We start from the raw sequence: 25,612 nt of genomic DNA on the forward strand, positions 1-25,612 counted from the left end.
ATGTTCTTACTGATGCGCCCTTCTAAACCCAGCAAGGCAGAATAGCCGTTTTCATCTTTATACTGGCTCCCCGCGATGTCAGCATTAATTACCCCAATACCCAAAACATTCTTGGCAAATCCTGTGCCGAGATTCGACAGGCCATCTGTTGAAGCCTCTGCACCGCCGCTTAAGGTCAGTGAGTTGCTGTAGCCGTATCGAATCGCACCTGAGGCAAAGGTGGCATCGTCATAATCATTTGAATACAACCCATAGTTGTAGCGTGGAACCCCCACATCTACTGAAAACTCATTAATGCCTTTTGCCAGAATCTTGGAGGAAAAATAGTACGGCTTTTTGGTAATGCTCTGCTGTCCCGTTGCATCGGTAGTCACAAGTGTGACTTCATTTCCCGAAATAAATGGGAGCTGTTTAATATCAAAGGGACCTGAAGGCACTAACCCTGAATAAATCTTTTGCTGGTTGACGTATAAATCCAGTGTTGAAGGCAATGCTGCCGAACCGGAGAATTGCGGGAGTGCTGAGGTGACAATATCACCGCGTTGACTATAAGCACTCGACCACTGGAAACCGGCAAGACGGACACTACTGCCCCAGTCAGGACTATTGGAAATAAAGTCCCCTAGGGTATATATCCTGATCTTTTCAGGGTCTACGTACTGCCACTTACTTTCTAGTCGTACCCATTTTTCATGGCTATAGCTAGTTTCACTACTACCGTTATATAAAACCCCTGATGAGAAGTTACCGATTGAACTATTAAAGATCCCCTCAGCTGTACCTGAGAAAACGTTCTCGTCATTGGTTATGGTGTTATACAGACTGTAATTCAGAATGGCTGCGTTTAAGGGTTTCATTCTTAGCAAATTGGGGCTAGTAATCTGATGACCACTTAAGTCAACTGAGTAACCCGTTAACATGTTCGATGGAACTTTTAAGTTTAAAGACTGCTCATTCTCGAGATATTTAAACTGGATTCCGTTTAGATCATTGATACACACCCACTGGTTATCTGGGATATGTTCATCTATTTTTATTCTTAAATTTTTTAAGGTACTAGAACGAATATATAGTTTTTCATCCTTAGATTGCTTTACAGCAACCAAATCTTCAGAAGCATTTGAGTTAATCGAAATATTTAAAAATAGCTGAATGAAATTAAGATCTTGCTCCTGCTCATTCGTTCCTACTTGTGTATATTCACTATTGCTACCTACAGATTTAGGAACACTGGGAACTGCAGTATTCGTATGATCTAGTAACTGTTCGGCAAAAGAATATGTAGGAAAATACGCAACACATAAGACACCTATAATGTATTTCATATAAGCCTCTTAAAGTGTGGTTTTCTTACCATTAACTGTTAGAGATACGCTGTATTTATGATTTGGTTGGTAGGTAAAGTTACTAATCGAGTAACTTTTCGACTTCTCCGCAAGAATATAACCATTCACAGTATTTACTTTAATCGGATAACTTTTATTCGCCGTTGTATCAACAAGCGTTAGACTATTTAACAGCGCATGTCGGTTACCTATATTGCTAATATTTAAAGAAGGATTGTTCTGGTTAACATCAATTTTCCAACTCAGTTTGGTAATTGCATCTTTATTCACTACAAATACAGGTAATGACGAGCGAAGTAATACATTTACTCCCTGAGCTGCTTTACGGCTATCAATTGGTTTTGGTAACTCATCAATAATAATACGATAAGTTTTTTCACCAGAAATAGGTTCTGGATTAATCCTAACTACACGCAAGTTATAAGAATCATTAGGTTGTAGTTTTAAAAATGGTGGACTAATGACAATCTCATCCGTAGGGACTAATTGATCTTGCCCGGCATTTTGTCTCCACTCAAATACACGCACCTGCAAATCAGCACTTTCATTTGACTGGTTATATAAACTAATTGAAGCAGCATTTTGATTACTTAATATTTCTACATTTACAGGTGAAAGACGGATTGTTGCGGCGTTAATAGAGCTAGATAAAGATAAGAATAATCCCGTAATAATAAAAATATTTTTTTTCATGATTTGCTCAAATATAACTTTTTTAATGTATTAGCCCTTTCAAAAGGGCTAACGTAATTCTAATTTATGCAAATTAATAAGTTACTGTGACAGTCACACTGTCAACATAGCTACCAGCACTTGGTAAAGTTGTTCCTGCAGGAATACGACCATACACATTTACAGTTTGAACATTACCCGTTCCAGTTCCACTGTAGGCAGTCGTTGCAATACCAATTGCTGTGGCACGCCCTGTGTCAGAAAAAAGGTTGTAAGGAATATATTCGTTGCTAGTCGCCCCACCGATCATACGACGTTGGGTTGATAAAACATTCTGACCACCATCAAATGACAAAGTCCATGGCACAGTATTATTACAAAGGACTTTAATTGAGGTACCACCTGTTGTTGTAGTATCTGCATCGACATTGCTAGCCAGCGAACTTAAAGTACCAAAGTCTAAAACTGCATTTGTTGTCGTACCGGTTGCAGAGGTATTCAATACACAACTATTGGTTACTGTTGCTCTAACAGTTAATGTACCTGTTGCTGTAGCTGCATTTGCCGCATTGAGAGAAAACACTCCTGCAACAACTGCTGATAAATAAATAAAAGTCTTTTTCATGGCCAAAACCTTTTAAACTAAATTGTCGAATTAATAGATATAAAAAATTTAACCCTTATTCTTACAATCATTTTTATTTGACTGCTCTTTTAAAGCTTATTTTTTTATCCTACTTTCCAACATAATACATAAAAATAAATAAAATGCATGTTCACGTTATTATTTTAATTTCTAATCAATAAAACAAATTTACCTAAACCTATCTTACGGATACAAAAAAACAATATTTACAAAATATAAATATTTGATTTAAATAATTTTAATAAAAACACTAGAAAAAATATTAAGGTAAATTTAAATAAATATTTCAAAATTTAGCTAACTTTAAAAAATTAAATAATTTTCAAGAGCCAATTTATTATTTATCTCTTTAATTTTCATTTTATATTATTTCTTAAAAGTGCACCTTCAGAAAACTATTAGAGATTATAATTTATATAAAGATAAAATGATAAAAATTGATCTACAGATGAACTATAACAAGGATAGTTTTATTTATTTTAAATCTTGAATAGCTATGAGATATAAAAAAAATAAAGGCCTCTTTAGAGACCTTTATTTAGTAAGTTTAAATAATTAAACGCTCAGCATGCTATTTAAAGTTTCAGAAACATTTTTCGATTTCACTTTAGGCTGCAATGCTTGTAAAGCTTGTTGTACTTGAGTACGTTGAGGCTCTGCAAGCGTATACCAACGAGATAACACCTGTAACAGGCGTGAACCTAAAATCGGGTTTTTCTCGTCTAGATACTCTGCAAGATTAATAAAGTGAGCTACACCAAAGCCCCAAGTATTTTCAGGATTATTTGACAAGCCACCACTTACCGCACGAATACGATTTGGAGTTGTTAAATCATAGTCTGGATGTTGAGTTAAGTACTCAATTGTTTCTGTTGTCGCATTTGGGTTTGCAGCTTGAATCATGAACCATTGATCTAAAGACAAGGCTTCATCTTTAAAGCGGTCATAGAAATCAGCAAGTGCCTCTTGAGCTTGAGGTGCGTTTTGCCAAACCAATACACGTAGCGCACCTAAACGTTCAGACATATTGCCTGTGTTTTGGTATTGAACATGTGCTAATTCAAATGCAGTTTGGTCGCCCTGACGCGCCATCATCATCAACATGATATTTTTTAATGCACGAACGCCCATGGCTAACGAGAATTCTTTTTGCAAGTCTGGATCAAGGGTAAGGTAAGTATCTTTCCAGAATGAACCCAACTCTTGTGCCAATCGATTAAGTAGAGCTTCACGTTTTACATGAATATCTGCTGGCGCATAGTTCTGATCAATACGACTACCCAAATAACCTTCACTTGGTACATCAAACAAACGTGATGCTAAAAGCGGGTCACGACCAACCAACTCAGGCAAAGTGCTCTGAATAGCTTGAATGTACGCATCTGCAGAATGGTCTTCTAGCAAAATACGCTCGAGCAAGGTTTGCGTTGCTTGCCATTGGTTAAAGCCGTTGGTTTCGTGTTGAATTAAGAATGCTAATTCAGCATCGGTATAGTCAAAAACAAGATTTACCGGAGCTGAGAAATTACGCAGCAATGACACAACTGGTTGCTCAGTCACACCTGTAAATTCAATGGTTGCCTCATCTTGGTCAAACAAGTACACACCATCTTTAACATCATTTACGAATAGACTGTTACTGTGCAATGTATATTGCTCCCCTGTTTTAGCGTTAAAAAGCGCTAAAGCAACAGGAATTGGAACAGCTTTTAAATTTGGATATTTAGGATGTGCTTTTAGGCTTTGTTTAAAACTTAAACGGTAAGTTTGCATCGCTGCATCATATTCACCTTTTGCTTCAAGCTTTGGCGTACCTGGTTGGTTGTACCAAGTTAAAAATACAGATAAATCGACACCTGAACCTGCAGATAATGCAGCAACCCAGTCTTCTACCGTTACAGCTTGTCCATCATGACGGCGGAAGTATTCATCTGTCCCCTTACGGTATTTTTCTTTACCAAGTAAGGTCGACATCATACGGTTAATTTCCGCACCTTTTTCATAGACTGTCGCTGTGTAGAAGTTATTAATTTCGACAAAGTGATCTGGACGCGGTGGATGCGACAATGGACCTGCATCTTCAGGGAATTGATGCGATTTAAGTACAGCCACATCGTCAATACGTTGAACCGCAGCAGATTGTAAATCTTCAGAGAAAGATTGATCACGGAATACCGTTAAACCTTCTTTTAAGCACAGCTGGAACCAGTCACGGCAAGTAATGCGGTTCCCTGTCCAGTTATGGAAATATTCATGGGCAATCACAGACTGTACACGCATAATCGCTGCGTCAGTTGTGTATTCTTCATCGGCAAGCACACATGAAGTATTAAAGATATTTAAACCTTTATTTTCCATTGCACCCATGTTGAACTGGCTCACCGCAACAATCATATAGTTGTCGAGGTCATAAGCACGGCCGTAGTGTTCTTCATCCCAACGCATTGAATGCTTTAAGGCTTCCATCGCGATATGGCATTTTGGAATATCTTTCTCAATGGCATAGATTTCTAAAGCAACATCACGCCCTTCCGAAGTCGTATAACGATCTTTAAGAACAGCTAAATCACCAATAACACAAGCAAACAAATAGCTTGGTTTTTTAGTCGGATCTTGCCAGATCGCAAAGTGGCGGTTTTCACCTACCTCACCTGTTTCAAGCAAATTACCATTGGCAAGTAACACTGGATATTTTTTGTCTGCTTCTACACGTGTCGTAAAGACTGAAAGTACATCTGGACGGTCTGGATAGAAGGTGATTTTACGGAAGCCTTCAGGTTCATTCTGGGTTACAAACAACTCATCTGCTTTATATAAACCTTCAAGCTGAGTATTGGTTTCTGGATGAATAATCACTTGAGTCTGCAAAATGACTTCATCTGGTGCATCAGTGATCACCAGTTGTTCACTGTCGAGTGAATATTGTGCAGGAGTAAGATCTTGACCATTGAGCTGAATAGATTGCAACTCAAGATCACGACCTAATAACACCAAGTCCCCAGCTGTTTGACGCTTCATGACTAATGTTGAATCAACAATTGTTTTGTCATCATATACTTGAATATCAAGATTAATGGATTCAACCAAGAATGAAGGTTTTTGATAATCTTTTAAATAAACTGTTTGATCTGCCTGAACTGGAGGCTGCGCCGCAATATTCATCTTTATTCCTTATATACTTTTCGGAAACCGTAGTACGAATTTTATGAACTTGATCATATACATTCATACATACCGTGTTTGTTTACCTTTATAAAATTAATGGGACTTCATTTATACATTTCAAATTAGAATCGTCTTTTATTAGCACAGATTAGACCAAATTTACGATAATCGTTGCTTATCTAATCAATCTATACAATAAAAATAAAACAACTTCAGCTTTTAACATTTTTTAGAGTCAGCTTACATTTTGGGCATGGTTCTTGCCTTCATTAATACACCAATATAAATATTTCAATCAGAACAAGAGGTGTCAGTATGGAATTAAAAGCACATTTTCATCGTTTAGAAAATATTAAAGCGATTCATGATCTAAACGCAGTAGGTCTTGATCACCATGTGATTGCGGTGTTTTTATCTGCAGAAGGTATTTCAATGACTGCTCAGGAGGTAACTTCTATCGTCAATACTTACGACGCTTTAGGTAAAGTAAAATTACCAAGTAAAAAAGTGCAGGCACTTATCAATGCCAAAAAACTTGGACAGAATGATGAGAGCTTGCCGTGCCCTGTTTAATTTTAATTTTTAAACCCTTATGAAAACCTAAAGTTAAGACAAGACTTTAGGTTTTCTATTTTTGCACCAAACAAAAAGACAATCTCAGCTATCGGCAATGCGGCTGTGTATAATAGCTCTATCCTTACTAATTTATGCATTCGGAGCGAAATGGTCTTACAAATTCTACAGAAACAGCTAGATGAAAGTAGCCATTGTCCTCTCTGCCAAGCGTCAATGTATTGGGTAGATGCCGAGCAATTTGAACAAGACATTCAGTTTCATGAATGCAGTCATTGTCAGCACCGTGTTTTTAAAGACACAAAAATGACTTGCCATTGTGAAACATGCACAAAACAACGAAAAAAGCTTTTACAGCAAACACGCCTACAAGAACAACGCCAGTTTAAGTCAAAAGAGCAACCACAACGTAGTCTGGAACAGCTCAGTTTTTTGCATAAACTTTTTTTACTTAGCCTGCTCGATGACTATGCACGAGACGATATTGCTCATGACGAATACATTCACTGGGACAAAATTAAATATCAGTCCATTACACCAAACTGGATGTTTCAAAACTATCTGATTAAGCAACTCCATAAAGATGGAATTTTAAATGCCCAAGATCAAGCGGATGAACCTCAGTGCTTTTATTTAAACATTCGCTTGGACGGTTATAGTGACCCAAGTTTATTTAGTGTAGCCCAGCAACTACGCTACTGGTTTTATGAAAATTTAAGTCTTGGTATCCCGTTTCGTAGTGCCGATGAAGTAAAAGACGTACTTTTTCAGGTGCTCTATCAAGAGATTATTCAGTTTATGCAGTTCTATTGCCGAACTTGGGGCATTCAAATTGCAGGAAGCTCTAATTTTCAAACTTTTTGCTATCGTTTAATGGATTCATTGGCAATTGGTCAGATTTATTATTTAATTCAAACCGCACTTGAGTATCTTTATAAACAGAAAGCCCTACAGCCGCGTAATGAAAAATTTATTAATACCAATTTGTTAAAGAAAACCTTAGAGCAATATCGCGAGAGAGCCTTAGCTGAAAAGTGGGAAACCTCAATGTTGCCTCGCCCTCACAATATTCCCTACAGTAAAATGAGTTATATTTTACTTAACCGCTTCTTAGGTTACGACGAACAGATCTTTGTACAACCTGTCTGGAAAGCATGGCGGAAAATTGAACCTCGATTAAACTTTTATTCAGTTAAACGCTGTATGCATTGTGGTTCAAATGATTTAAGTGTTGATTATGATGCAGCAGATTATGTTTCTTTGATTTGTCAAAGATGTAAGCATCAAGATCATTATTTTACTCACTAAATCTACAATCACTTTGGCTTAATAAGGATAATAACATGACATCAGCATCGACTTTGATTGAGCAGGTAATTGACGCTTGGCAAAACATGCAGGCAAAAACTCCTCTTGTGCAATGCATTACCAATAGTGTTGCGGCCAACTATACAGCCAATGTTTTACTTGCTTCTGGTGCTTCACCTGCCATGATTGATAATCCTTATGAAGCAGAAAGTTTTACCAAAATTTCATCGGCTTTGAGCATTAACTTGGGTACGCCAACCTCAGAGCAAATGCAAGCTATGCAAATCTCTGCCAAGACTGCACAGCTCAATGGCATTCCATGGGTGCTTGATCCAGTCGGTTATGGACCAATTTTAGCTTGGCGTAGTCAAATGACAGACGAGCTTTTACAGTTCAAGCCAAGCGTTATTCGTGGTAATGCCTCAGAAATTAGTACGCTTGCTGGCAACCAAGTTCAATCTAAAGGTGTCGATAGTACTTTAAGCAGTGATCAAGCCTATCAACAGGCTTATGCACTATTAGCACATACGGACTGTATCGCTATTTCAGGTGAGTCAGATTATATTTTATCTAAAGAATTAGACATCGTTATTCAAGTAAACGGTGGAAGTCCATTACAGCCCAAAATTACAGCAACGGGCTGCGCTTTAGGTGCCTTAATCGCAGCATATAGCGCTGTGACGACGCCAACAATTGCTGCTCTTTCAGCTCATGTTCATTTTGCGATTGCGGGTAAACTTGCTGCAAATCAAGCGCAAACTATGGGAAGTTTTAGCACCATCTTCATGGATTACATCCACATGCTAGATGACAACTTGATTGAGCAATATGCAGATATTAAGCTTTTAGAGATACAGGCATAATCTAGGTTATACCTGTATCACACTAGACTCACTTTAAAGTAAGTAGATGTCTGTTCATTCGAAAGCACTACTTTTACATAGTGCTGATCGCTATTCTTGATCGAAATTACGCTTTTTAGTGTTATACAACTTGCTTGAAATAATCTTCTCTTGGCATATCGACAAGCTCAACGCACAATTGAATTTCTTTATGAAACTCTGGTTGTAGATATTTTTTATTACTAAGCGCCGCTAATAACTGCTCACCCAGAAGCTGTTTTTGTTCAGCCGTTCTTCCCGACAAAATATAGACCTTTGCATGAATATAAGCCTGTTCCGCTCCCAAACCTATGAGGAAAACATCATCTTTACGCGCACGGCTTTTAATGTCTTCTGGACTAAATAGCTCTGTATCAATCAATGTGGTATTAATTTCTTCAAGTAATTGTTTTGCGTTTAATCCAGTTAAATTTTCTGAATAATCAACTATAACGTGCGGCATAGCCACCTCAATTTATATAATAAGTCATTAAGCTAATTAAACTTTACTCAATAAATAATAAAGCTAATCTGACCTGATCATATCCCATTCGAGGGCTGGTTGCTTCAACAATTGGTCTTAGTTTGATCGAACCATCATCAGAAAAATGATCTGGATTTTGGCGCTTTTTCAGCTTCTTATAAATTTTACGAATTTCTTCGACCACCTCTTCACCCGGATGGGCAACCGAAATATCTAACTTTTGCTCTTTATGCAGTCGAGCCAAGTGATTAATAATTGTCGCTGGGGTTAAACCACGTTCATGCGCGATGTCTTCAATCTCATAGCCTTCTTCAAACAAAACACGTGTCTCATCTAAAGTTGCCGTAGCATAATTTTGCTTGCCACCTTTTGCGAGTTTCTTCTCATTACGAGAGATCTCGGTTTCATTCAAGGTACCGCCACAATGACGAATAAATGCTTTATGCTGAGCCGTTAAATCTACATCTGCAAAGTTGTCTTCGGCTTCTTTTGAAAGCTCTTGGAAACGGCGATCGGCTTTGACAGCTAAACTGTCTAACTCTAAAGCTTGCTCGTTAATACCTAATAATTTTAGACCAGTTAAAGATTTTAAGCGCGACAATGCAACATAACCCTGACCTTTCTCGAAGGTATTCATCAGGTTAATTTCAGCCGCTTCTAAAGTCATACCTTGGCTTTTATGAATAGTAATCGCCCACGCTAAACGAAGTGGGATTTGCTGAAAACTTGCAATCACTTTGCCTGCTTCATTTTCAACGGACCACGTTTCAGGAGCAACCAGCAAAGTCGTGCCATCAGTCAGTTTTACTTTCGGCAGTAAGCCATTTTCATCATCTTCTTCAAAGCCGATGACTTCACCCAAGCTTCCATTGATATAACCCATATCAAAGTTATTTTTTACAAACATGACTTTTGCATGCTTTTTAAGGGTGAGTTCTTCTGGCGCACGAACTGAAGATTTTAAAGTTTCTAATAACTTTTCATTACCATCTAAAACAGCATTGAATTGATGCCCTTCATTATCAATTTCATTTAAGTGCTGATAGTTGATGTTATCGACATCCATATTGTGTGTATAAAGACGAGTAAAGGTCTCACCAATATCATGTGCTCGTGATTGACGCAGTGCTTGCAAATGATCGGGTTGAATATTTTGCGCGCGAATAGCGTTTAAAATCTGGTTCAGAATTTCATCATCTTGGCGGTGTTGTTCCGTTAAATAACATACACGGAATTTGGCTTCGACCCATGCATCTGACATAAAGCAGAACTTGTCACGATTGGCTTCACCATTACGTCCTACAGGCGGCAACTGGAAGAAATCTCCAGCCACAATGACTTGAATACCACCGAATGCTTCGTCGCTTTCTTTAAAATATTTTAGGACTTGATTGACCAGATTGAGCTGCTTCGCATGTAGCATTGAGATTTCATCAATCACAAGAACTTGCGCATTTTCAAGGTGTTCCTTGAGATATTTACGCTCTTTCATGCGTTTTAGATCGTCGTCAGTTAACAGATCTTTAATGCCAATGCCAGCCCATGTATGAATGGTCATACCGTTCATATGTGTTGCTGCAATACCTGTAGACGCCGTAATTGCCACAGGCACTTTACGTGCTTTTAAGTATTGGATGTACTGATTAAGTGTATAGGTTTTCCCTGCACCAGCCGAACCGGTTAAAAAGACATTTTCACCTGCTTTAAGCAGTTTAAGCGCAGTTTCCTGTTTCATAATCTCATATGTACATCTTCAACAGCCCATAGCTTAACGATTTTCCCAAAAAAATTAAATGGATGTGCCAAATTTTCTAAAAAGCACATATAAATCAATAATTAAAAACAAAATAATATTTGGTAGGTTTTTGGTAGGTAGGAAAATAAACTTCACATCACAATACTAAGGCCATGGTGAGGCTCACCTGTAATAACAAACAATGGATTTATGGAAGAAGGAATCACTCCATGGCTTTTAAAAATATTGCAGATCAAACAAACGGTTTTTATATTCCATGCGTATCACTCTTTGGACCAGGATGTGCTAAAGAAATTGGTACAAAGGCACAAAACCTCGGCGCAAAAAAAGCATTAATTGTGACCGATGAAGGCTTATTTAAATTTGGTGTTGCAGATCTTATCGCAAACTATTTAACTGAAGCAGGCGTTGCAAGCCATATATTCCCAGGCGCAGAACCTAACCCAACCGATATTAATGTTCATAATGGCGTAAATGCCTATAACGACAATGGCTGTGACTTTATTGTGTCTTTAGGTGGCGGTTCATCTCACGACTGTGCAAAAGGGATTGGTTTAGTCACTGCTGGTGGTGGTCATATTCGCGACTACGAAGGTATTGATAAAAGTAAAGTCCCGATGACGCCATTGATTGCAGTGAATACAACGGCTGGTACGGCATCTGAAATGACTCGTTTCTGTATTATCACCAATACCGATACTCACGTGAAAATGGCGATTGTTGACTGGCGTTGTACCCCACTCATTGCGATCGATGACCCGAAACTCATGATTGCAAAACCGGCAGGTTTAACCGCTGCAACAGGTATGGATGCATTAACCCATGCAGTTGAAGCTTATGTTTCTACAGCGGCGAACCCGATTACTGATGCGTGTGCAGAAAAAGCAATTACGATGATTAGTCAATGGTTACAACCTGCTGTCGCAAATGGTGAAAACATCGAAGCACGTGATGCAATGAGCTATGCACAATATTTGGCTGGCATGGCATTTAACAACGCATCTTTAGGTTATGTTCACGCAATGGCGCACCAGTTGGGCGGTTTCTACAATCTACCTCACGGCGTATGTAATGCAATCTTGTTACCACACGTCTGTGAATTTAACTTAATTGCTTGCCCAGATCGTTACGCAAAAATCGCAGAGTTAATGGGTGTAAAAACTCACGGATTAACAGTGATGGAAGCTGCGTATGCTGCAATTGATGCCATTCGTAAACTGTCTTCATCAATTGGTATTCCATCTGGCTTAACCGAACTTGGGGTAAAAACCGAAGACCTTGCAGTGATGGCAGATAACGCTCAAAAAGATGCATGTATGCTCACCAACCCTCGTAAAGCAAATCATGCACAAGTTGTGGAGATTTTCAAAGCAGCACTTTAATACCGATGTAATGGCATATCCCTCTAGTAAGTCAAATCCCTCCGACCGTTGACTTACTTTTTTGGGGAATACTTAGCTCCAGCGGTATTCCCTTTTTTTAGAACCTATACTCCAACCTTTTCCAAACTTAATTGACAATTCGCCCATTTCATTGAAGGATACTCTGCATGTCTTAATTACAATAGCTCGATAAAAATGAATACATCTTTAGCTAATCAAACTTATGTTCCAGATATTTTAGGCACGGGTTACGAACAGCTCACACTTAGTTTTCCTGATGATTATGAAGGGAAAGTTGTAGCCACCTTAGTGCGTAAAAAAGCCGCTCAATCTACTCAAAAAGCCGTACTATATATTCATGGTTTTTTAGACTATTTCTTTCAAACCGAAATGGCTGAGCAATTCAATGCTCATGGTTACGACTTCTATGCACTTGATTTAAGAAAATATGGCCGCTCAAAGCTACCTCATCAAATTTTCTATAATGTGCTTGATTTAAAAGAATATGACGCCGAAATTACTCAAGCATTACAGATTATTGGCGAAGAGCAACACACTCAGGTTTTACTCGCAGGTCATTCAACTGGTGGTTTGACAGCAACGCTTTATGCTGCCCATCATCCAGATCATCCTCTTATTAAAGCGCTATGGGCAAATAGTCCGTTTTACGACTTTAATTTAAGTCTAGTCGAAAAGAAGTTTGGTATTCCTATGCTCAGTCGAGTAGGAAAATATCTACCAAAAGTTAAATTTCCAAGCCAATTAAACAAATGGTACACCACCAGCCTTCATAAGCAGCTCAAAGGTGAATGGGATTTCAACCTCGATTGGAAACCGACCTCTGCTCCTACAGTTCAACTCAGCTTTGTACATGCGATTCATACGGCACAAAAAGAGATTCACCGTGGGGTTAAACTGAACGTTCCCGCGCTGATTATGCATTCACATCAAACTAAAAAACCAAAAAAATGGGGAATAGATGCGACTCAAAGTGATGTAATTTTAGACGTTAAAGACATTGAAAAATTTGGTAAAAAAATTAAAGGCGATGTCTCGGTTGTCTCTATTCACAATGGATTGCATGACTTAGTCCTTTCGGCCCAGCCAGTACGAGAACAAGTCTATCAACAATTGTTCCAGTGGCTGGATCAAAAAATTACTTAACTAAGCTTAGGTGAGTCAAGGTATTTCACCAGCAGTTGATGCGCAGGATGTTCACTCGGTAAGAGCTCCATAAGGCGTTCTACCGCATCAATTGCTTCAGGGAAATGAGCTAGATGCTTTAACAGTAAATCTGTTTCTTGGGTTTTAAAAATTGCATCGCTCAAGCGTGACTCAAGGCAGTCGCGCCATGCACATAAAAACGGACTTTCAGTTTTTGCCAGAAATACACCTGTGTAAAGCTGCAAAGCCGAGGCTGCATATCCCGCATCGAGCGCTTGTTCAGCTTGTAAAAAATCGGCTTCAACATGCACCAGCAAACGATATGGACGTGAACCAAGTAAACCACCCAAAATATCTCGCAGTTGAGACATTTCAGCTTTAAGTGTGCCCATGCTTACTTTACGTTCGCCATAGAGCGCCTGATAAAGATGCTCTAAAGTTAAACCATGCGGACATAGTGCCAATATGGTTAAAATTTCAATTTGACGCGGCGTTAATAATAAACTTTTGCCATTAAATTTAACTTGCGGTGTCGAAAATGCACGAATATGTAATTGCTGGCGCTGCTGCTCTAGCAAAGCGGATTGAATAATGGATGCACAACGTTCAGCAGCCAGAATTCCTAAACTATTATGGTTCTTCCATGTGGTTGATAAATCAACGACACCCAGCGTTTGTTTTGAGTATGGATCGATAATCGGTGCGGCATAACACACCCAATCATGAATCGACTCCATGTAATGTTCGTTTGAAAAAACACAGCTTGATTGTTGAGTTTTTAAAGATAAAGCCAAGGCATTCGTACCAACAAATTCTTCACGCCATTGACCACCTTGTACAAAATGTACACGCTCAGCAGCACTTTGCATTTGTGCACTTGGTGCCGTCCAAATAATCGTACTGCCGATATCACCGACAGCAATTACCATTGAAGATTGCTCTGCAATATGACGTAAGTCGTCGGCACATTGGCTTAAAGCTATATCTAAAGCATTTTGTGAAGCAGATTTTTTTTCGACTAATGGAGCAGCAAAACGCTCTTTAGGAATCGCAGCAGAGGCCGATCGTTCCCACGAGCTTGCAATACTTTGGCCGAGTTTGGCAGCGTTCTGAGGAGAGAGACTATTTTGCGTGCGCAGTTGATCAATCAACGTCCGTTGCTGCAATAAATCCTTTTTTGTGAACATTTGTAAATTCCTTATATATCCACATTTCTATTCCAACCTTTCTCCAACCTTCTTCTTTATATCCTAATTATACAAAGTACGAAAGTACCTACTGACAGGGTTCTTGTTAGTCTTTAGTCCTAAAAAGCAAAGGAATATTTATATGCGCTATATCGATCCAAATCAACCAGGCTCAAAAGTTCAATTTAAATCACAATACGAAAATTTTATTGGCGGTGAATGGGTAGCACCTGTAAAAGGTGCTTATTTTGACAATGTATCTCCTGTTGACGGAAAAGCTTTTACACGTATTCCACGCTCTAGTGCCGAAGATATCGAACTCGCGCTAGATGCAGCACACAAAGCAAAAGCAACATGGAATAAAGCATCACCAACGGTACGCTCAAATATCCTTTTAAAAATTGCTGATCGTTTAGAAGCAAATCTTGAAATGCTTGCTGTTGCTGAAACTTGGGATAACGGTAAAGCAGTACGTGAAACTTTAGCAGCTGACCTTCCGCTCGCGATCGACCATTTCCGATATTTCGCTGGATGTATTCGTGCTCAAGAAGGCGGCATCTCTGAAATTGATGAAGATACCATTGCTTATCATTTCCACGAACCACTCGGTGTAGTTGGTCAAATTATTCCATGGAACTTCCCGATTTTGATGGCTGCATGGAAACTTGCACCTGCTTTAGCAGCTGGTAACTGTGTCGTGATTAAACCGGCTGAACAAACGCCAGTGGGTATTTTGTTGGTGGCTGAACTCATCCAAGACATTTTACCACCGGGTGTCCTTAATATTGTCAATGGTTTCGGTTCAGAAGTCGGCCGCCCTTTAGCGACAAACCCACGTATTGCAAAAATCGCGTTCACAGGTTCAACTCAAACTGGACAAATGGTGATGCAATATGCGACCGAAAATATTATTCCAGTCACGCTAGAGCTTGGTGGTAAGTCACCGAACCTTTTCTTCGAAGATATCATGGATAAAGAAGATGACTTCTTAGAAAAAACACTTGAAGGTTTTGCTATGTTTGCCTTAAACCAAGGTGAAGTATGTACTTGCCCTTCTCGTGCTTTAGTACAAGAAAGCATTGCTGATCAGTTCTTAGAAATGGCTGTCGAACGTGTAAAACGTATTAAAACTGGTCATCCACTTGATACTGAAACGATGATTGGTGCTCAAGCATCTCTACAACAGCAAGAGAAAATCTTACGTTGTATTAACACTGGTCGTGAAGAAGGTGCAGAGCTCTTACTTGGCGGTAGCGGCCGTAAAGAAGTAGGCGATGGTTACTATGTCGATCCGACTATTTTTAAAGGTCACAACGGTATGCAAGTTTTCCAAGAAGAAATTTTTGGACCTGTACTTGCTGTGACAACATTCAAAGACTTTGACGATGCAATTAAAATTGCCAATGACACCATGTATGGTTTAGGTGCAGGTGTATGGTCACGTTCAGCTCACATTTCTTATCGTGCTGGTCGTGCTATTGAAGCTGGCCGTGTTTGGACAAACTGCTATAACATCTACCCTGCACATGCTGCATTTGGTGGTTACAAGAAGTCTGGTATTGGTCGTGAAAACCATAAGATGATGCTAGATCACTATCAACAAACTAAAAACTTGTTGGTAAGCTACTCAACTAAACCAATGGGCTTCTTCTAAGTTTCGCACCAAGTTGATACCAAACTATCAACACTAGAAAGAAGTAAGATGACTAATTATATAAGAAGCCAGTAATTTAGATTGCTGGCTTCTTTATTTAAGATTGTTAAGCTTGAATTTTTATCATTTAGAATAAAAAAGCTCCATCTACTCTCTAAAGTGCTTCATTTAGGCATTGCTTTTGCATTGATTCATACAAACCCACTCGCAGGAGTATTGTATGAATCAACCAGAAACAGCTTCCGTTATTTCCTCAAAGACAGAAGTCTCGTCAGCAGAATATTTTGCTCAGCGTCAACTCAAACAAGGTACCGTTGGTTGGTTACTCCTGATTGGTTTAGGCGTAGCTTATGTGATATCGGGTGATTTTGCTGGCTGGAACTTCGGCATAGCCCAAGGTGGTTGGGGTGGGATGTTTATTGCCACTGCACTCGCTGCATTGATGTATTTATGTCTATGTCTTTCTATGTCAGAAATGTCCACCATGATGCCGACAGCAGGCGGCGGTTATAGTTTTGCGCGTGCTGCTTTTGGTCCTTTTGGGGGCTATTTAACAGGAACAGCCATTTTAATTGAATACGCAATTGCCCCTGCTGCTATTGCCGTATTTATTGGTGGTTATTGCGAATCTTTATTTGGCATTAATGGCTGGATGATTTACCTCGCCTGCTACGCCATTTTTATGGGCATACATCTGAAAGGTGCTGGCGAAGCCTTAAAAATTATGTTCGCAATTACACTTGTCGCAGCTGTTGCTCTGGTTGTGTTTATTGTCGCAATGATTCCACACTTTAATGCACAAAATTTATTTGATATTCCAGTTGGCACAGCAGCTGGTGCAAGTCGTTTTCTACCTCATGGCTATTTAGGCATCTGGGCCGCAGTTCCCTTTGCAATCTGGTTTTTCCTTGCAGTTGAAGGTGTGCCATTAGCCGCCGAAGAAGCAAAAGATCCAGCAAAATCCCTGCCACGCGGTTTAATCGGAGCAATGCTCATCTTAACGGCCTTTGCCATGCTCATTTTATTCTTAGGTGCAGGTGCAGCGGGTGCAAGTACTTTACAAAACTCTGGTGCTCCCCTCGTCGATGCTCTGGTTAAAGTGTATGGCACTAATATTTGGCTTGCGACTTTTGTTAACTTTGTTGGTTTAGCAGGTTTAATCGCGAGTTTCTTTTCAATTATCTATGCCTATTCCCGTCAAATTTTTGCACTGTCACGAGCTGGTTACTTACCTACTTCACTCTCTTTAACCAATAAAAATAAAGCCCCTTATCTCGCAATTATTATTCCGGGCATTATTGGGTTCTTGCTTTCACTTACCAAAGAAGGTGATTCTCTGATTTTAATCGCGGTTTTTGGTGCAACCATTTCTTATGTGTTGATTCTTTTATCCCACATCAAACTACGCCTATCTAAACCCGACATGCCTCGTCCTTATAAAACTCCTGGAGGAATCGTTACCTCAAGTATTGCCTTAGTTCTAGCAGTCGCTGCTGTGGTCGCAGGCTTTGTTGTTAATCCGAAAGTTTGGTTTATTGCTGCCGCTATTTATGTCGTATTTATTGCTTACTTTTTATTCTATAGCCGTTATCATTTAGTTAAAGGTACACCAGAAGAAGAGTTTGCAAATATTAAAGCCGCAGAACAAGAACTATAAAAAAGGATGCAACTATGAGTTATCGCAATATTGTCGCCAATCAACAGTATCACTTTGCTGACTTGAAGACCTTGATGGCAAAAGCAACGCCGTTACGTTCAGGTGATGAATTAGCAGGTGTAGCGGCCAGAGATGCAACCGAACACGTTGCGGCACAAATGACTTTGGCCGATGTACCACTTAAAACTTTTTTGAATGAGGTTGTGGTCGATTATGAAACTGATGAGATTACCCGTTTAATTATTGATGAACATGATCTGGCAGCCTTTGCCCCTATTTCACACTTTACAGTAGGTGATTTTCGAAATTGGTTACTTGGTGAAGAAGCTACTGCACAAAGCTTAAAAGCCTTAGCGTCAGGTTTAACTCCAGAAATGGTGGCTGCTGTCAGCAAAATTATGCGCAATCAAGATTTAATTTATGTCGCCAGCAAATGTGAAGTGGTCACCCAGTTTCGCAACACGATTGGTTTAAAAGGCCATCTTTCTACCCGTTTACAACCGAACCACCCGACCGATGATGTGCTCGGTATTTCTGCCAGTATTTTAGATGGTTTAATGTATGGCAATGGCGATGCTGTGATTGGCATTAACCCCGCCACAGATAATCTTCATAATTTGTCAGAGCTACTAAAATTACTTGATCATGTCATTCAGGAATATCAGATTCCAACACAATCTTGTGTTCTCACACATATCAGCTCAGGCATTCAACTTGCTGAAAAAAATGTGCCAATAGATTTAATGTTTCAATCAATCGCTGGTACGCAGCTGGCTAATGAAGGTTTTGGAATTTCACTCGATTTACTACAAGAAGGTTATGAAGCCACCCGCTCACTCAAGCGCGGAACCATTGGACAAAACGTCATGTACTTTGAAACGGGTCAAGGCAGTGCGTTATCCAGCAATGCACATCACGGCGTTGACCAGCAAACATTAGAAACGCGTGCTTATGCAGTCGCCCGTAAATACAATCCGCTTTTAGTAAATACAGTCGTTGGTTTTATTGGTCCCGAATATCTTTTTAACGGCAAACAAATTATACGTGCAGGCTTAGAAGATCATTTTTGCGGCAAGTTACTCGGAGTACCAATGGGCTGCGACATTTGTTACACCAACCATGCCGATGCCGACCAAAACGATATGGATGTTCTCCTTACTCTATTTGGCGCCGCGGGCATTAACTTCATTATGGGAATTCCGGGTTCAGATGATGTCATGCTCAATTATCAAACGACCTCATTCCATGATGCTCTCTATTTAAGACAACTCCTAGGTTTAAAACCTGCTCCTGAGTTTTCAGCTTGGCTTGAACAGCAAGGGATTTTTAAACAACAAAACTCTCAAATCTGTTGGGCAGACCACATGCCCGACCAATTCTCTCGTCTACTGATGAATTAGGGAGAACACCATGAAACTGAACCGTGATATTCAATATCCATCTTCTACCCATCAAGATCAGTGGGAAAAACTTAAACAGTTTACTGATGCTCGTATTGCTCTGGGCCGTGCGGGTTGTAGTATCCCAACACGAGCCTTACTTGAATTTCAGTTGTCGCATGCACAAGCAAAAGATGCAGTTTATCAAGACATGGATGTTTCCTACCTCTCGGAGCAATTAGCACAACGGCAGCTGCAAAGTCTTCATGTACAAAGTAATGCACCTAATAAAGAAATTTATCTTAAACGTCCAGATTTAGGTCGTCAGCTTTCAAACCCATCAAAAGAAGCCTTAATTAAGAAATATGCAGAAAACACGCAACAGTATGATGTTTGTATTGTGGTCGGTGACGGTCTCTCCGCAAGAGCGATTGAAGCAAATGCGATCCCATTCATTACAATGCTGAATGAACAAATTCAGCAAGAAAACTGGACTCTTGCACCCATTGCAATTGCGACAGGCAGTCGGGTTGCATTAGGTGATGAAGTCGCAGAAATCTTTAAAGCATCCATGCTTGTGATGCTAATCGGTGAGCGCCCTGGTTTAAGCTCTCCTGACAGTATGGGAATTTACTACACATGGAATGCATATTCAGGCTGCCTCGATGCCAAACGTAATTGTATTTCTAATGTTCGCTCAGCAGGTTTAAGTATTCCAGTTGCAGTACAACGTTTAATCGCTTTAATGAAAAAATCCAAACAACTTGGTTTCTCAGGAGTTAATCTAAAAGATGAGCATCAACTTTCAAATATAGATTTTGCAGAAACTCAAAAGCTATTATTTTAGGCAATGGAATATGCAAAGAGATTTATTAAAAAATAGATAATCCTTCGCATAACAATATTATCTTAACGAAAAATATCAATTTTCAGGTATTGACGATTTATACAGATATTTTCTTCTTTATATTTATCGCTATACTCCATCTATTGATCTTCTATGAATCATTTGTATGAACACAACAAACGCCTTCCCTAAAACTATTTATGCCATTCAGCATCTTGCTTTCGAAGACTTAGGTTCATTAGAAGATGTCTTTTATCAACTCGGATTTCGCGTTCGTTATTTTGAAGCAGGTGTAGATGATTTAACTGCTGCTTTTGCACACGATGGATTAACTATTATTTTAGGTGGCCCAATCGGGGTTTATGAAACTGAAGATTATCCATTTTTAAAAGATGAAATTGCCTTACTTAAACAACGTTTAGCAGCAGATAAACCTACACTTGGTATTTGTTTGGGTGCACAGCTTATTGCTCATGCGCTTGGTGCAAAAGTATATGCAGGACATCAAAAAGAAATTGGCTGGGGTCCACTCAGCTTAAGCTTACGCGCTAATCAGGTATTATCTGCTTTGCTTAATAATGTCCATGTTCTACATTGGCATGGTGACACTTTCGACCTCCCTGAAAACGCGGTGTTATTAGCTAGTTCAGAGATTTATACCAATCAAGCATTTGAAGTTGGAAATAATATTCTCGCGTTGCAGTTTCATATTGAAACAACAGAAGAAAATTTTGAGAAATGGCTCATTGGTCATACATGTGAACTTCGCCATGCAAATATTTCAATTCCAAAACTTCGCGAAGAAAATCAGCAATATGCTCAAAATCTCGAACATGCTGCTTTTGATGTTATTCAAAAATTCTTAAAAAGAATTGGTTATGGTGGATAAACTATAAAGATTCTAATGTTCGCGGATACTAAATTTTACCATTTGGTATGATTGCTTGCTTATTTTTCAAACAAAGAGAGTGCTATATTCGCCTTTAACAAACATTTAATAAAATTTTCAGTGTATTATTAATTTGTAACACAAAATATACGTTGATTTACTATGGATATCTGGAAATTTCTTAAAAGCTTTAATACGGTCAATACTTATTTATTGCTTTCATGTATTCTCCTTATAATCTTGGTTCTTTATTTTTATGTGATTAATCCAACCTAAGCTAATTTGCCAAGGATATTAATCATAAAGAAAAAGAAAATATGAGAAGACATCTAAATAAAAAGCCCAACTGAGTTGGGCTTTTTTAAATCTGCTGTTTACTCACAACATGTTGTTCGTCTTGCGAAAAAGTAAGAGATAATCAATCTCTTACTTTTTCTCAGGCTTGAAACTATCTTTCAAATCAAGAATACGGTTGAAAACCGGTTTCTCTGGTGAATGATCATATTGATCAGCAACGAAATAGCCTTCACGCTCAAATTGGAAACGATCTTCAGGATTCGCTTGTGCCAAAGCTGGCTCAATGACAGCTTGTACCACTTTTAATGATTCAGGATTAAGATTTGCCAAGAAGTCATCATCTGCATCAGGTGCAGCTTCAGTAAACAAACGATCGTAAATACGCACTTCAGCAGGAATCCCTTTAGTTGCAGATACCCAGTGAATCACGCCTTTAACCTTGCGGCCTTCCGGATTCTTTCCTAGAGTTTCAGGGTCAATTGAACATTTCAGTTCAATCACTTCACCATTTGCATCTTTAATGACTTCATCACATTTAATCACGTAAGCATGACGTAAACGCACTTCACCGTCAGGAATTAAACGTTTAAAGCCTTTTGGCGGTACTTCTTCAAAATCTTTACGATCAATATAGATTTCCTTAGTTAAAGGAATCACACGATCACCCATATCAACATTAGGATGGCGAGCATGCGTAAGATCCATATCTTCAGGTAAATTAGTTAAAGTCACTTTAAGTGGACTTAAAACAGCCATACCACGCGCAGCAGTATTTTCTAAAGATTGACGAATACAGAACTCAAGCATTGCAACATCAACAATACCGTCAGTTTTTGACACGCCTACACGCTTACAAAAATCACGTAAGCCTTCAGGAGTAAAACCACGACGGCGCATACCGACTACGGTTGGCATACGTGGGTCATCCCAACCATTTACATACGCACCTTCCACCAATTTACGTAATTTACGTTTTGACGTAATGGTGTAATCCACGTTTAAACGTGAAGATTCGTACTGATGTGGAACAGCTTTAGATTTTACTTTTTCAACAATCCAGTCATAAAACGGACGGTGATCTTGGAATTCTAATGTACAAAGCGAATGGGTAATTCCTTCAATGGCATCAGACAATGGATGAGCATAGTCATACATTGGGTAGATTTTCCATTTATCGCCAGTTTGATGATGCTCTGAATGTAATACGCGATATAAAATCGGATCACGCATATGTACATTTGTACTTGCCATATCAATCTTGGCACGTAAAACCGCTTCACCCTCTTTAAACTCACCGCTACGCATTTTTTCAAAGCGAGCAAGATTCTCTTCAATAGAAGCATCACGGTATGGGGAGTTTTTACCTGGCTCAACAAAGCTACCGCGGTTTAACTTAATTTCTTCTGGAGATTGTAAATCTACATATGCATCGCCTTGTTCAATAAGTTGAACTGCCCATGCATATAATTGATCAAAATAACCCGATGCATAGCGTGGTTCACCATTCCAGTTAAAACCAAGCCATTTCACATCATTCGCAATACCGTCAACATACTCTTGTTCTTCAGCATCAGGGTTTGTATCGTCAAAACGCAAATTACACAAACCATCAAATTCTTCAGCCACACCAAAGTTTAAGCAAATTGCTTTTACATGGCCAATATGTAAATAACCATTTGGTTCTGGTGGAAAACGCGTTACGATCTGCTTTGCACGTCCCGTAGCCAAATCATCAGTAATGACTTGGCGAACAAAATCTAAGCCAGCCTGTTGTTCTTGCTGCGCAGAATCGACAGAGGCATGAGTATTCGGTGTCGGGTTATTAGGCAGGCTCGAGACAACATCATTAGGCTTCATAGTGTATCAATCACTTCTTTGTAGATAAATTTCGAAAAATTTAAACGCTATCTTCATTTTTCACAAAGATTTTAACGTTTTTTACTTGCCTTGTAGTTTACAGTTTGCTTATGCTTCTCTCAACCAAAAACCCATGGTCATAAGCCCATGTTTAGGAGATTAATGTAATGAGTTTTCCTCAAGTCGAATTAAACACCAATAAAGGTCGTATTGTTCTTGAACTAAATACTGAAAAAGCACCAAAAACAGTAGCAAACTTTTTAGAATATGTACGTGACGGTTTTTATGACGGCGTTATTTTCCACCGTGTCATTGATGGTTTCATGATCCAAGGTGGCGGGATGGATGAAAACTTCAAAGAAAAAGCAACTCGTGATTCTATCGAAAACGAAGCTGACAATGGTTTAAGCAATGATGTTGGTACGATTGCTATGGCACGTACTCAAGCACCTCACTCTGCTTCTGCACAGTTCTTCATTAACGTAAAAAACAACTCTTTCTTAAACCATACCTCTAAAACTGCTCAAGGTTGGGGTTATGCTGTATTTGGTAAAGTTGTTGAAGGTATGGATGTTGTTGAAGCGATCAAAGGCGTTCGCACTGGCAACCGTGGTTACCACGCTGACGTTCCTTTAGAAAACGTTGTAATCGAATCTGCTAAAATTATTTCTGAATAATTTTAGGAATAAGCTGTGACTTATCTGTTTATCTCTGATTTACACTTGTCACCTGAACACCCTCGACTTGTTCGAGGGTTTTTAGATTTATTGGTGCATTATCAAAATAAACAAACACAGCTTTATATTCTAGGTGACTGGTTTAACGCTTGGATTGGCGATGATTACTCAGCACCATGGCTTGATGAAATTGTTGAGGCATTAAAAGACTTTAACAAAAAAGGAAATCGGGTTTACTTCCAAGTAGGTAACCGTGATTTTGCTTTAAATCAGATTTTCCTTAATAAATTTAACGGTGTATTACTACCCGACATTTATTATCTTAATATTGCTGGACATCAGTACCGTTTAGAACACGGTGATGCCCTATGTACAGATGATATTTCTTATCAAAGATTTAAGAAGATTATTCGAAATCCGCTCTTAGTTGCTCTTTTACGTCGTACACCACTGAGTTTTCGAACCAAACTGGTTAATGGCTTTCGAAAAAGAAGCTCCGCTGATAAACAGCAAAAAAGCTATGAAATTATGGATGTGAATGAACAAGCTGTTATTTCTGCTTTAGAGGATGCAGATATACTGATTCATGGGCATACCCATCGCCCTGCAATTCACCAAGTACAAGCTAAACAACGAATTGTTCTTGGCGATTGGCGTGAAGATCAAGCTTATATTTTAGAAATTGATCCGTCTTCAAATATGCAACAACTTGAATTGATTATCTGGAATTATTAGTTAGAAGTTAGTAACTTTTTATTTGAACTTTCAATTCTTTAATTTTGTTATTTAAATCAAAATCGTAAATCACACATATACTGGCAATAAATACAAATTTCCAGTTTATATGTCCATACTTTTGATACTCGATGTATAAAATCAGAAGACTCAAAACCAATGCAAAAATAATAAAAGTTTTAACAATTCTAATTTCCCGCAGCTTACTCTTCGCATCTGTTGGCATTAAATCAATCATTTTCAATAGATTACTAAAACTTTATATAAACATTATATTTCTTTATCAAACTATATACGAAATGTTTTTGAATAAAATAGCGTATGATGGCAAAGATTAAATTCTCTCAATTGCCATAAGATTGATATGGAGCACAGCTATGGACTTATTGAATTCTGTTAAAAGCCGCTATACAACAAAAGCATATGATTCTGAAAAGAAAATTCCTCAAGAAAAAATTAATAAATTATTAGAAATTTTACGTTTTACCCCTTCTTCAGTAAATATTCAGCCTTGGCACTTTGTAGTTGCAGACAATCTTGCAGCTAAAGAACGAATCGCAAAAGCATTAACAGGAAAGTATGCTTACAATGCTCCTAAAGTGCTTGAGTCATCACATACACTTGTATTCTGTACAAAAACGGATATTACATCTGAGTACTTAAATCAACTACTTGAGCAAGATGATTTAAGTGGCCGTTTTAAAGATGAAAAAGCAAAATTAGGCCAAAAAGATACTCGCCATGGCTACGTCGAGTTCTACCGAAATGAACAGAAGAATTTATTCGGGTGGATGGAAAATCAAACATTCATTGCTTTAGGACAGCTACTCTTTGCTGCTGGCTTAGAAGGCATTGATGCGACTCCAATGGGTGGCTTTGATGAAGAAGTTCTAAATACTGAGCTCGGGTTAACTGAAAAAGGCTTACGAAGCTCTGTGATTGTTTCTCTAGGCTATCGTAGTGAAAATGACTTTAATGCTAAGCTTCCTAAATCACGTCTGCCAGATGAAGTGATTTTCACATATTTATAAAAATCTCTATAGTTCAAGAGATTCT

Annotated in this window: 22 protein-coding genes; 13 read left to right on the forward strand and 9 right to left on the reverse strand. The window is 38.7% G+C overall.

Annotated elements, in window-relative coordinates; translation table 11 throughout:
* From J690_RS09385 to pepN, 4 genes are all read right to left on the reverse strand, one after another.
* The coding region (locus J690_RS09385; RefSeq protein ID WP_032035440.1) for a fimbria/pilus outer membrane usher protein at positions 1 to 1,325 on the reverse strand (1,325 nt) is incomplete at its 3' end.
* 9 nt (positions 1,326 to 1,334) lie between these two features.
* Positions 1,335 to 2,039, reverse strand: coding sequence for a fimbrial biogenesis chaperone (locus J690_RS09390; RefSeq protein WP_032035442.1), 705 nt, complete (start codon positions 2,037 to 2,039; stop codon positions 1,335 to 1,337).
* Positions 2,040 to 2,112: 73 nt separating this feature from the next.
* On the reverse strand, positions 2,113 to 2,643 hold the full coding sequence (locus J690_RS09395; RefSeq protein WP_032035443.1) for a Csu type fimbrial protein: 531 nt from the start codon (positions 2,641 to 2,643) through the stop codon (positions 2,113 to 2,115).
* A 576-nt stretch (positions 2,644 to 3,219) separates the two neighbouring features.
* On the reverse strand, positions 3,220 to 5,826 hold the full coding sequence (pepN, locus tag J690_RS09400) for an aminopeptidase N (RefSeq protein ID WP_032035444.1): 2,607 nt from the start codon (positions 5,824 to 5,826) through the stop codon (positions 3,220 to 3,222).
* A 318-nt stretch (positions 5,827 to 6,144) separates the two neighbouring features.
* On the opposite strand from pepN, the gene J690_RS09405 reads away from it, so the two are divergent.
* The 3 genes from J690_RS09405 (at position 6,145) to thiM (ending at position 8,573) form a co-directional block, all read left to right on the forward strand.
* The gene (locus J690_RS09405; RefSeq protein ID WP_032035445.1) at positions 6,145 to 6,402 is read left to right on the forward strand and encodes a hypothetical protein; all 258 of its coding nucleotides are present in this window, start codon (positions 6,145 to 6,147) and stop codon (positions 6,400 to 6,402) included.
* Positions 6,403 to 6,552: 150 nt separating this feature from the next.
* Positions 6,553 to 7,710, forward strand: a complete 1,158-nt coding sequence (locus tag J690_RS09410; protein WP_032035447.1) for a hypothetical protein — start codon at positions 6,553 to 6,555, stop codon at positions 7,708 to 7,710.
* Between the two features lie 35 nt (positions 7,711 to 7,745).
* On the forward strand, positions 7,746 to 8,573 hold the full coding sequence (gene thiM, locus J690_RS09415) for a hydroxyethylthiazole kinase (RefSeq protein ID WP_019767622.1): 828 nt from the start codon (positions 7,746 to 7,748) through the stop codon (positions 8,571 to 8,573).
* A gap of 121 nt (positions 8,574 to 8,694) precedes the next feature.
* Here the strand turns inward: thiM and J690_RS09420 are convergent, their stop codons facing one another.
* Positions 8,695 to 9,054, reverse strand: coding sequence for a 5-carboxymethyl-2-hydroxymuconate Delta-isomerase (locus J690_RS09420; protein WP_019767621.1), 360 nt, complete (start codon positions 9,052 to 9,054; stop codon positions 8,695 to 8,697).
* Positions 9,055 to 9,097: 43 nt separating this feature from the next.
* Positions 9,098 to 10,810 (reverse strand): AAA family ATPase, encoded by a 1,713-nt coding sequence (locus J690_RS09425; protein ID WP_019767620.1) that lies wholly within the window; start codon positions 10,808 to 10,810, stop codon positions 9,098 to 9,100.
* Between the two features lie 230 nt (positions 10,811 to 11,040).
* Here J690_RS09425 and mdh point away from each other — a divergent pair, with 230 nt between their 5' ends.
* Positions 11,041 to 12,213 carry an iron-dependent methanol dehydrogenase gene (gene mdh / locus J690_RS09430; RefSeq protein ID WP_032035449.1) on the forward strand — a complete coding sequence of 391 codons (1,173 nt, stop codon included), beginning with the start codon at positions 11,041 to 11,043 and terminating at the stop codon, positions 12,211 to 12,213.
* Positions 12,214 to 12,408: 195 nt separating this feature from the next.
* Positions 12,409 to 13,377, forward strand: coding sequence for an alpha/beta hydrolase (locus tag J690_RS09435; protein ID WP_032035451.1), 969 nt, complete (start codon positions 12,409 to 12,411; stop codon positions 13,375 to 13,377).
* Here J690_RS09435 and J690_RS09440 read toward each other — a convergent pair.
* On the reverse strand, positions 13,374 to 14,564 hold the full coding sequence (locus tag J690_RS09440; RefSeq protein WP_032035453.1) for a helix-turn-helix domain-containing protein: 1,191 nt from the start codon (positions 14,562 to 14,564) through the stop codon (positions 13,374 to 13,376). The two genes, J690_RS09435 and J690_RS09440, sit on opposite strands and share 4 nt — an antisense overlap.
* A 142-nt stretch (positions 14,565 to 14,706) precedes the next feature.
* Here J690_RS09440 and exaC point away from each other — a divergent pair, with 142 nt between their 5' ends.
* The 5 genes from exaC (at position 14,707) to J690_RS09465 (ending at position 20,990) form a co-directional block, all read left to right on the forward strand.
* Positions 14,707 to 16,218, forward strand: a complete 1,512-nt coding sequence (gene exaC / locus J690_RS09445) for an acetaldehyde dehydrogenase ExaC (protein WP_004791594.1) — start codon at positions 14,707 to 14,709, stop codon at positions 16,216 to 16,218.
* 220 nt (positions 16,219 to 16,438) lie between these two features.
* Entirely contained in the window at positions 16,439 to 17,875 is a 1,437-nt protein-coding gene (gene eat / locus J690_RS09450) for an ethanolamine permease (RefSeq protein ID WP_032035456.1), read from the forward strand.
* 14 nt (positions 17,876 to 17,889) lie between these two features.
* Positions 17,890 to 19,275, forward strand: coding sequence for an ethanolamine ammonia-lyase subunit EutB (locus J690_RS09455; protein ID WP_032035458.1), 1,386 nt, complete (start codon positions 17,890 to 17,892; stop codon positions 19,273 to 19,275).
* A gap of 10 nt (positions 19,276 to 19,285) precedes the next feature.
* Positions 19,286 to 20,101, forward strand: coding sequence for an ethanolamine ammonia-lyase subunit EutC (gene eutC, locus J690_RS09460; RefSeq protein WP_032035460.1), 816 nt, complete (start codon positions 19,286 to 19,288; stop codon positions 20,099 to 20,101).
* Between the two features lie 166 nt (positions 20,102 to 20,267).
* Entirely contained in the window at positions 20,268 to 20,990 is a 723-nt protein-coding gene (locus J690_RS09465) for a glutamine amidotransferase (RefSeq protein ID WP_032035462.1), read from the forward strand.
* Positions 20,991 to 21,416: 426 nt separating this feature from the next.
* Here J690_RS09465 and J690_RS09470 read toward each other — a convergent pair whose 3' ends face one another.
* Positions 21,417 to 23,144, reverse strand: coding sequence for a glutamine--tRNA ligase/YqeY domain fusion protein (locus J690_RS09470; RefSeq protein WP_017385407.1), 1,728 nt, complete (start codon positions 23,142 to 23,144; stop codon positions 21,417 to 21,419).
* A 167-nt stretch (positions 23,145 to 23,311) separates the two neighbouring features.
* Here J690_RS09470 and J690_RS09475 point away from each other — a divergent pair, with 167 nt between their 5' ends.
* Positions 23,312 to 23,821: a peptidylprolyl isomerase gene (locus J690_RS09475; protein ID WP_002122280.1), complete on the forward strand. Its 510-nt coding sequence runs from the start codon at positions 23,312 to 23,314 to the stop codon at positions 23,819 to 23,821.
* A 15-nt stretch (positions 23,822 to 23,836) separates the two neighbouring features.
* Positions 23,837 to 24,556, forward strand: coding sequence for a UDP-2,3-diacylglucosamine diphosphatase (locus J690_RS09480; RefSeq protein ID WP_032035464.1), 720 nt, complete (start codon positions 23,837 to 23,839; stop codon positions 24,554 to 24,556).
* A gap of 7 nt (positions 24,557 to 24,563) precedes the next feature.
* Here the strand turns inward: J690_RS09480 and J690_RS09485 are convergent, their stop codons facing one another.
* Positions 24,564 to 24,794, reverse strand: a complete 231-nt coding sequence (locus tag J690_RS09485; RefSeq protein WP_032035466.1) for a hypothetical protein — start codon at positions 24,792 to 24,794, stop codon at positions 24,564 to 24,566.
* Between the two features lie 139 nt (positions 24,795 to 24,933).
* Here J690_RS09485 and nfsB point away from each other — a divergent pair, with 139 nt between their 5' ends.
* On the forward strand, positions 24,934 to 25,587 hold the full coding sequence (gene nfsB / locus J690_RS09490; protein WP_017480875.1) for an oxygen-insensitive NAD(P)H nitroreductase: 654 nt from the start codon (positions 24,934 to 24,936) through the stop codon (positions 25,585 to 25,587).
* The last annotated feature ends 25 nt before the right edge of the window (positions 25,588 to 25,612 follow it).

The sequence above is a fragment of the Acinetobacter sp. 742879 genome (assembly GCF_000588535.1).
GTDB classification, from domain to species: Bacteria; Pseudomonadota; Gammaproteobacteria; order Pseudomonadales; family Moraxellaceae; genus Acinetobacter; species Acinetobacter pittii.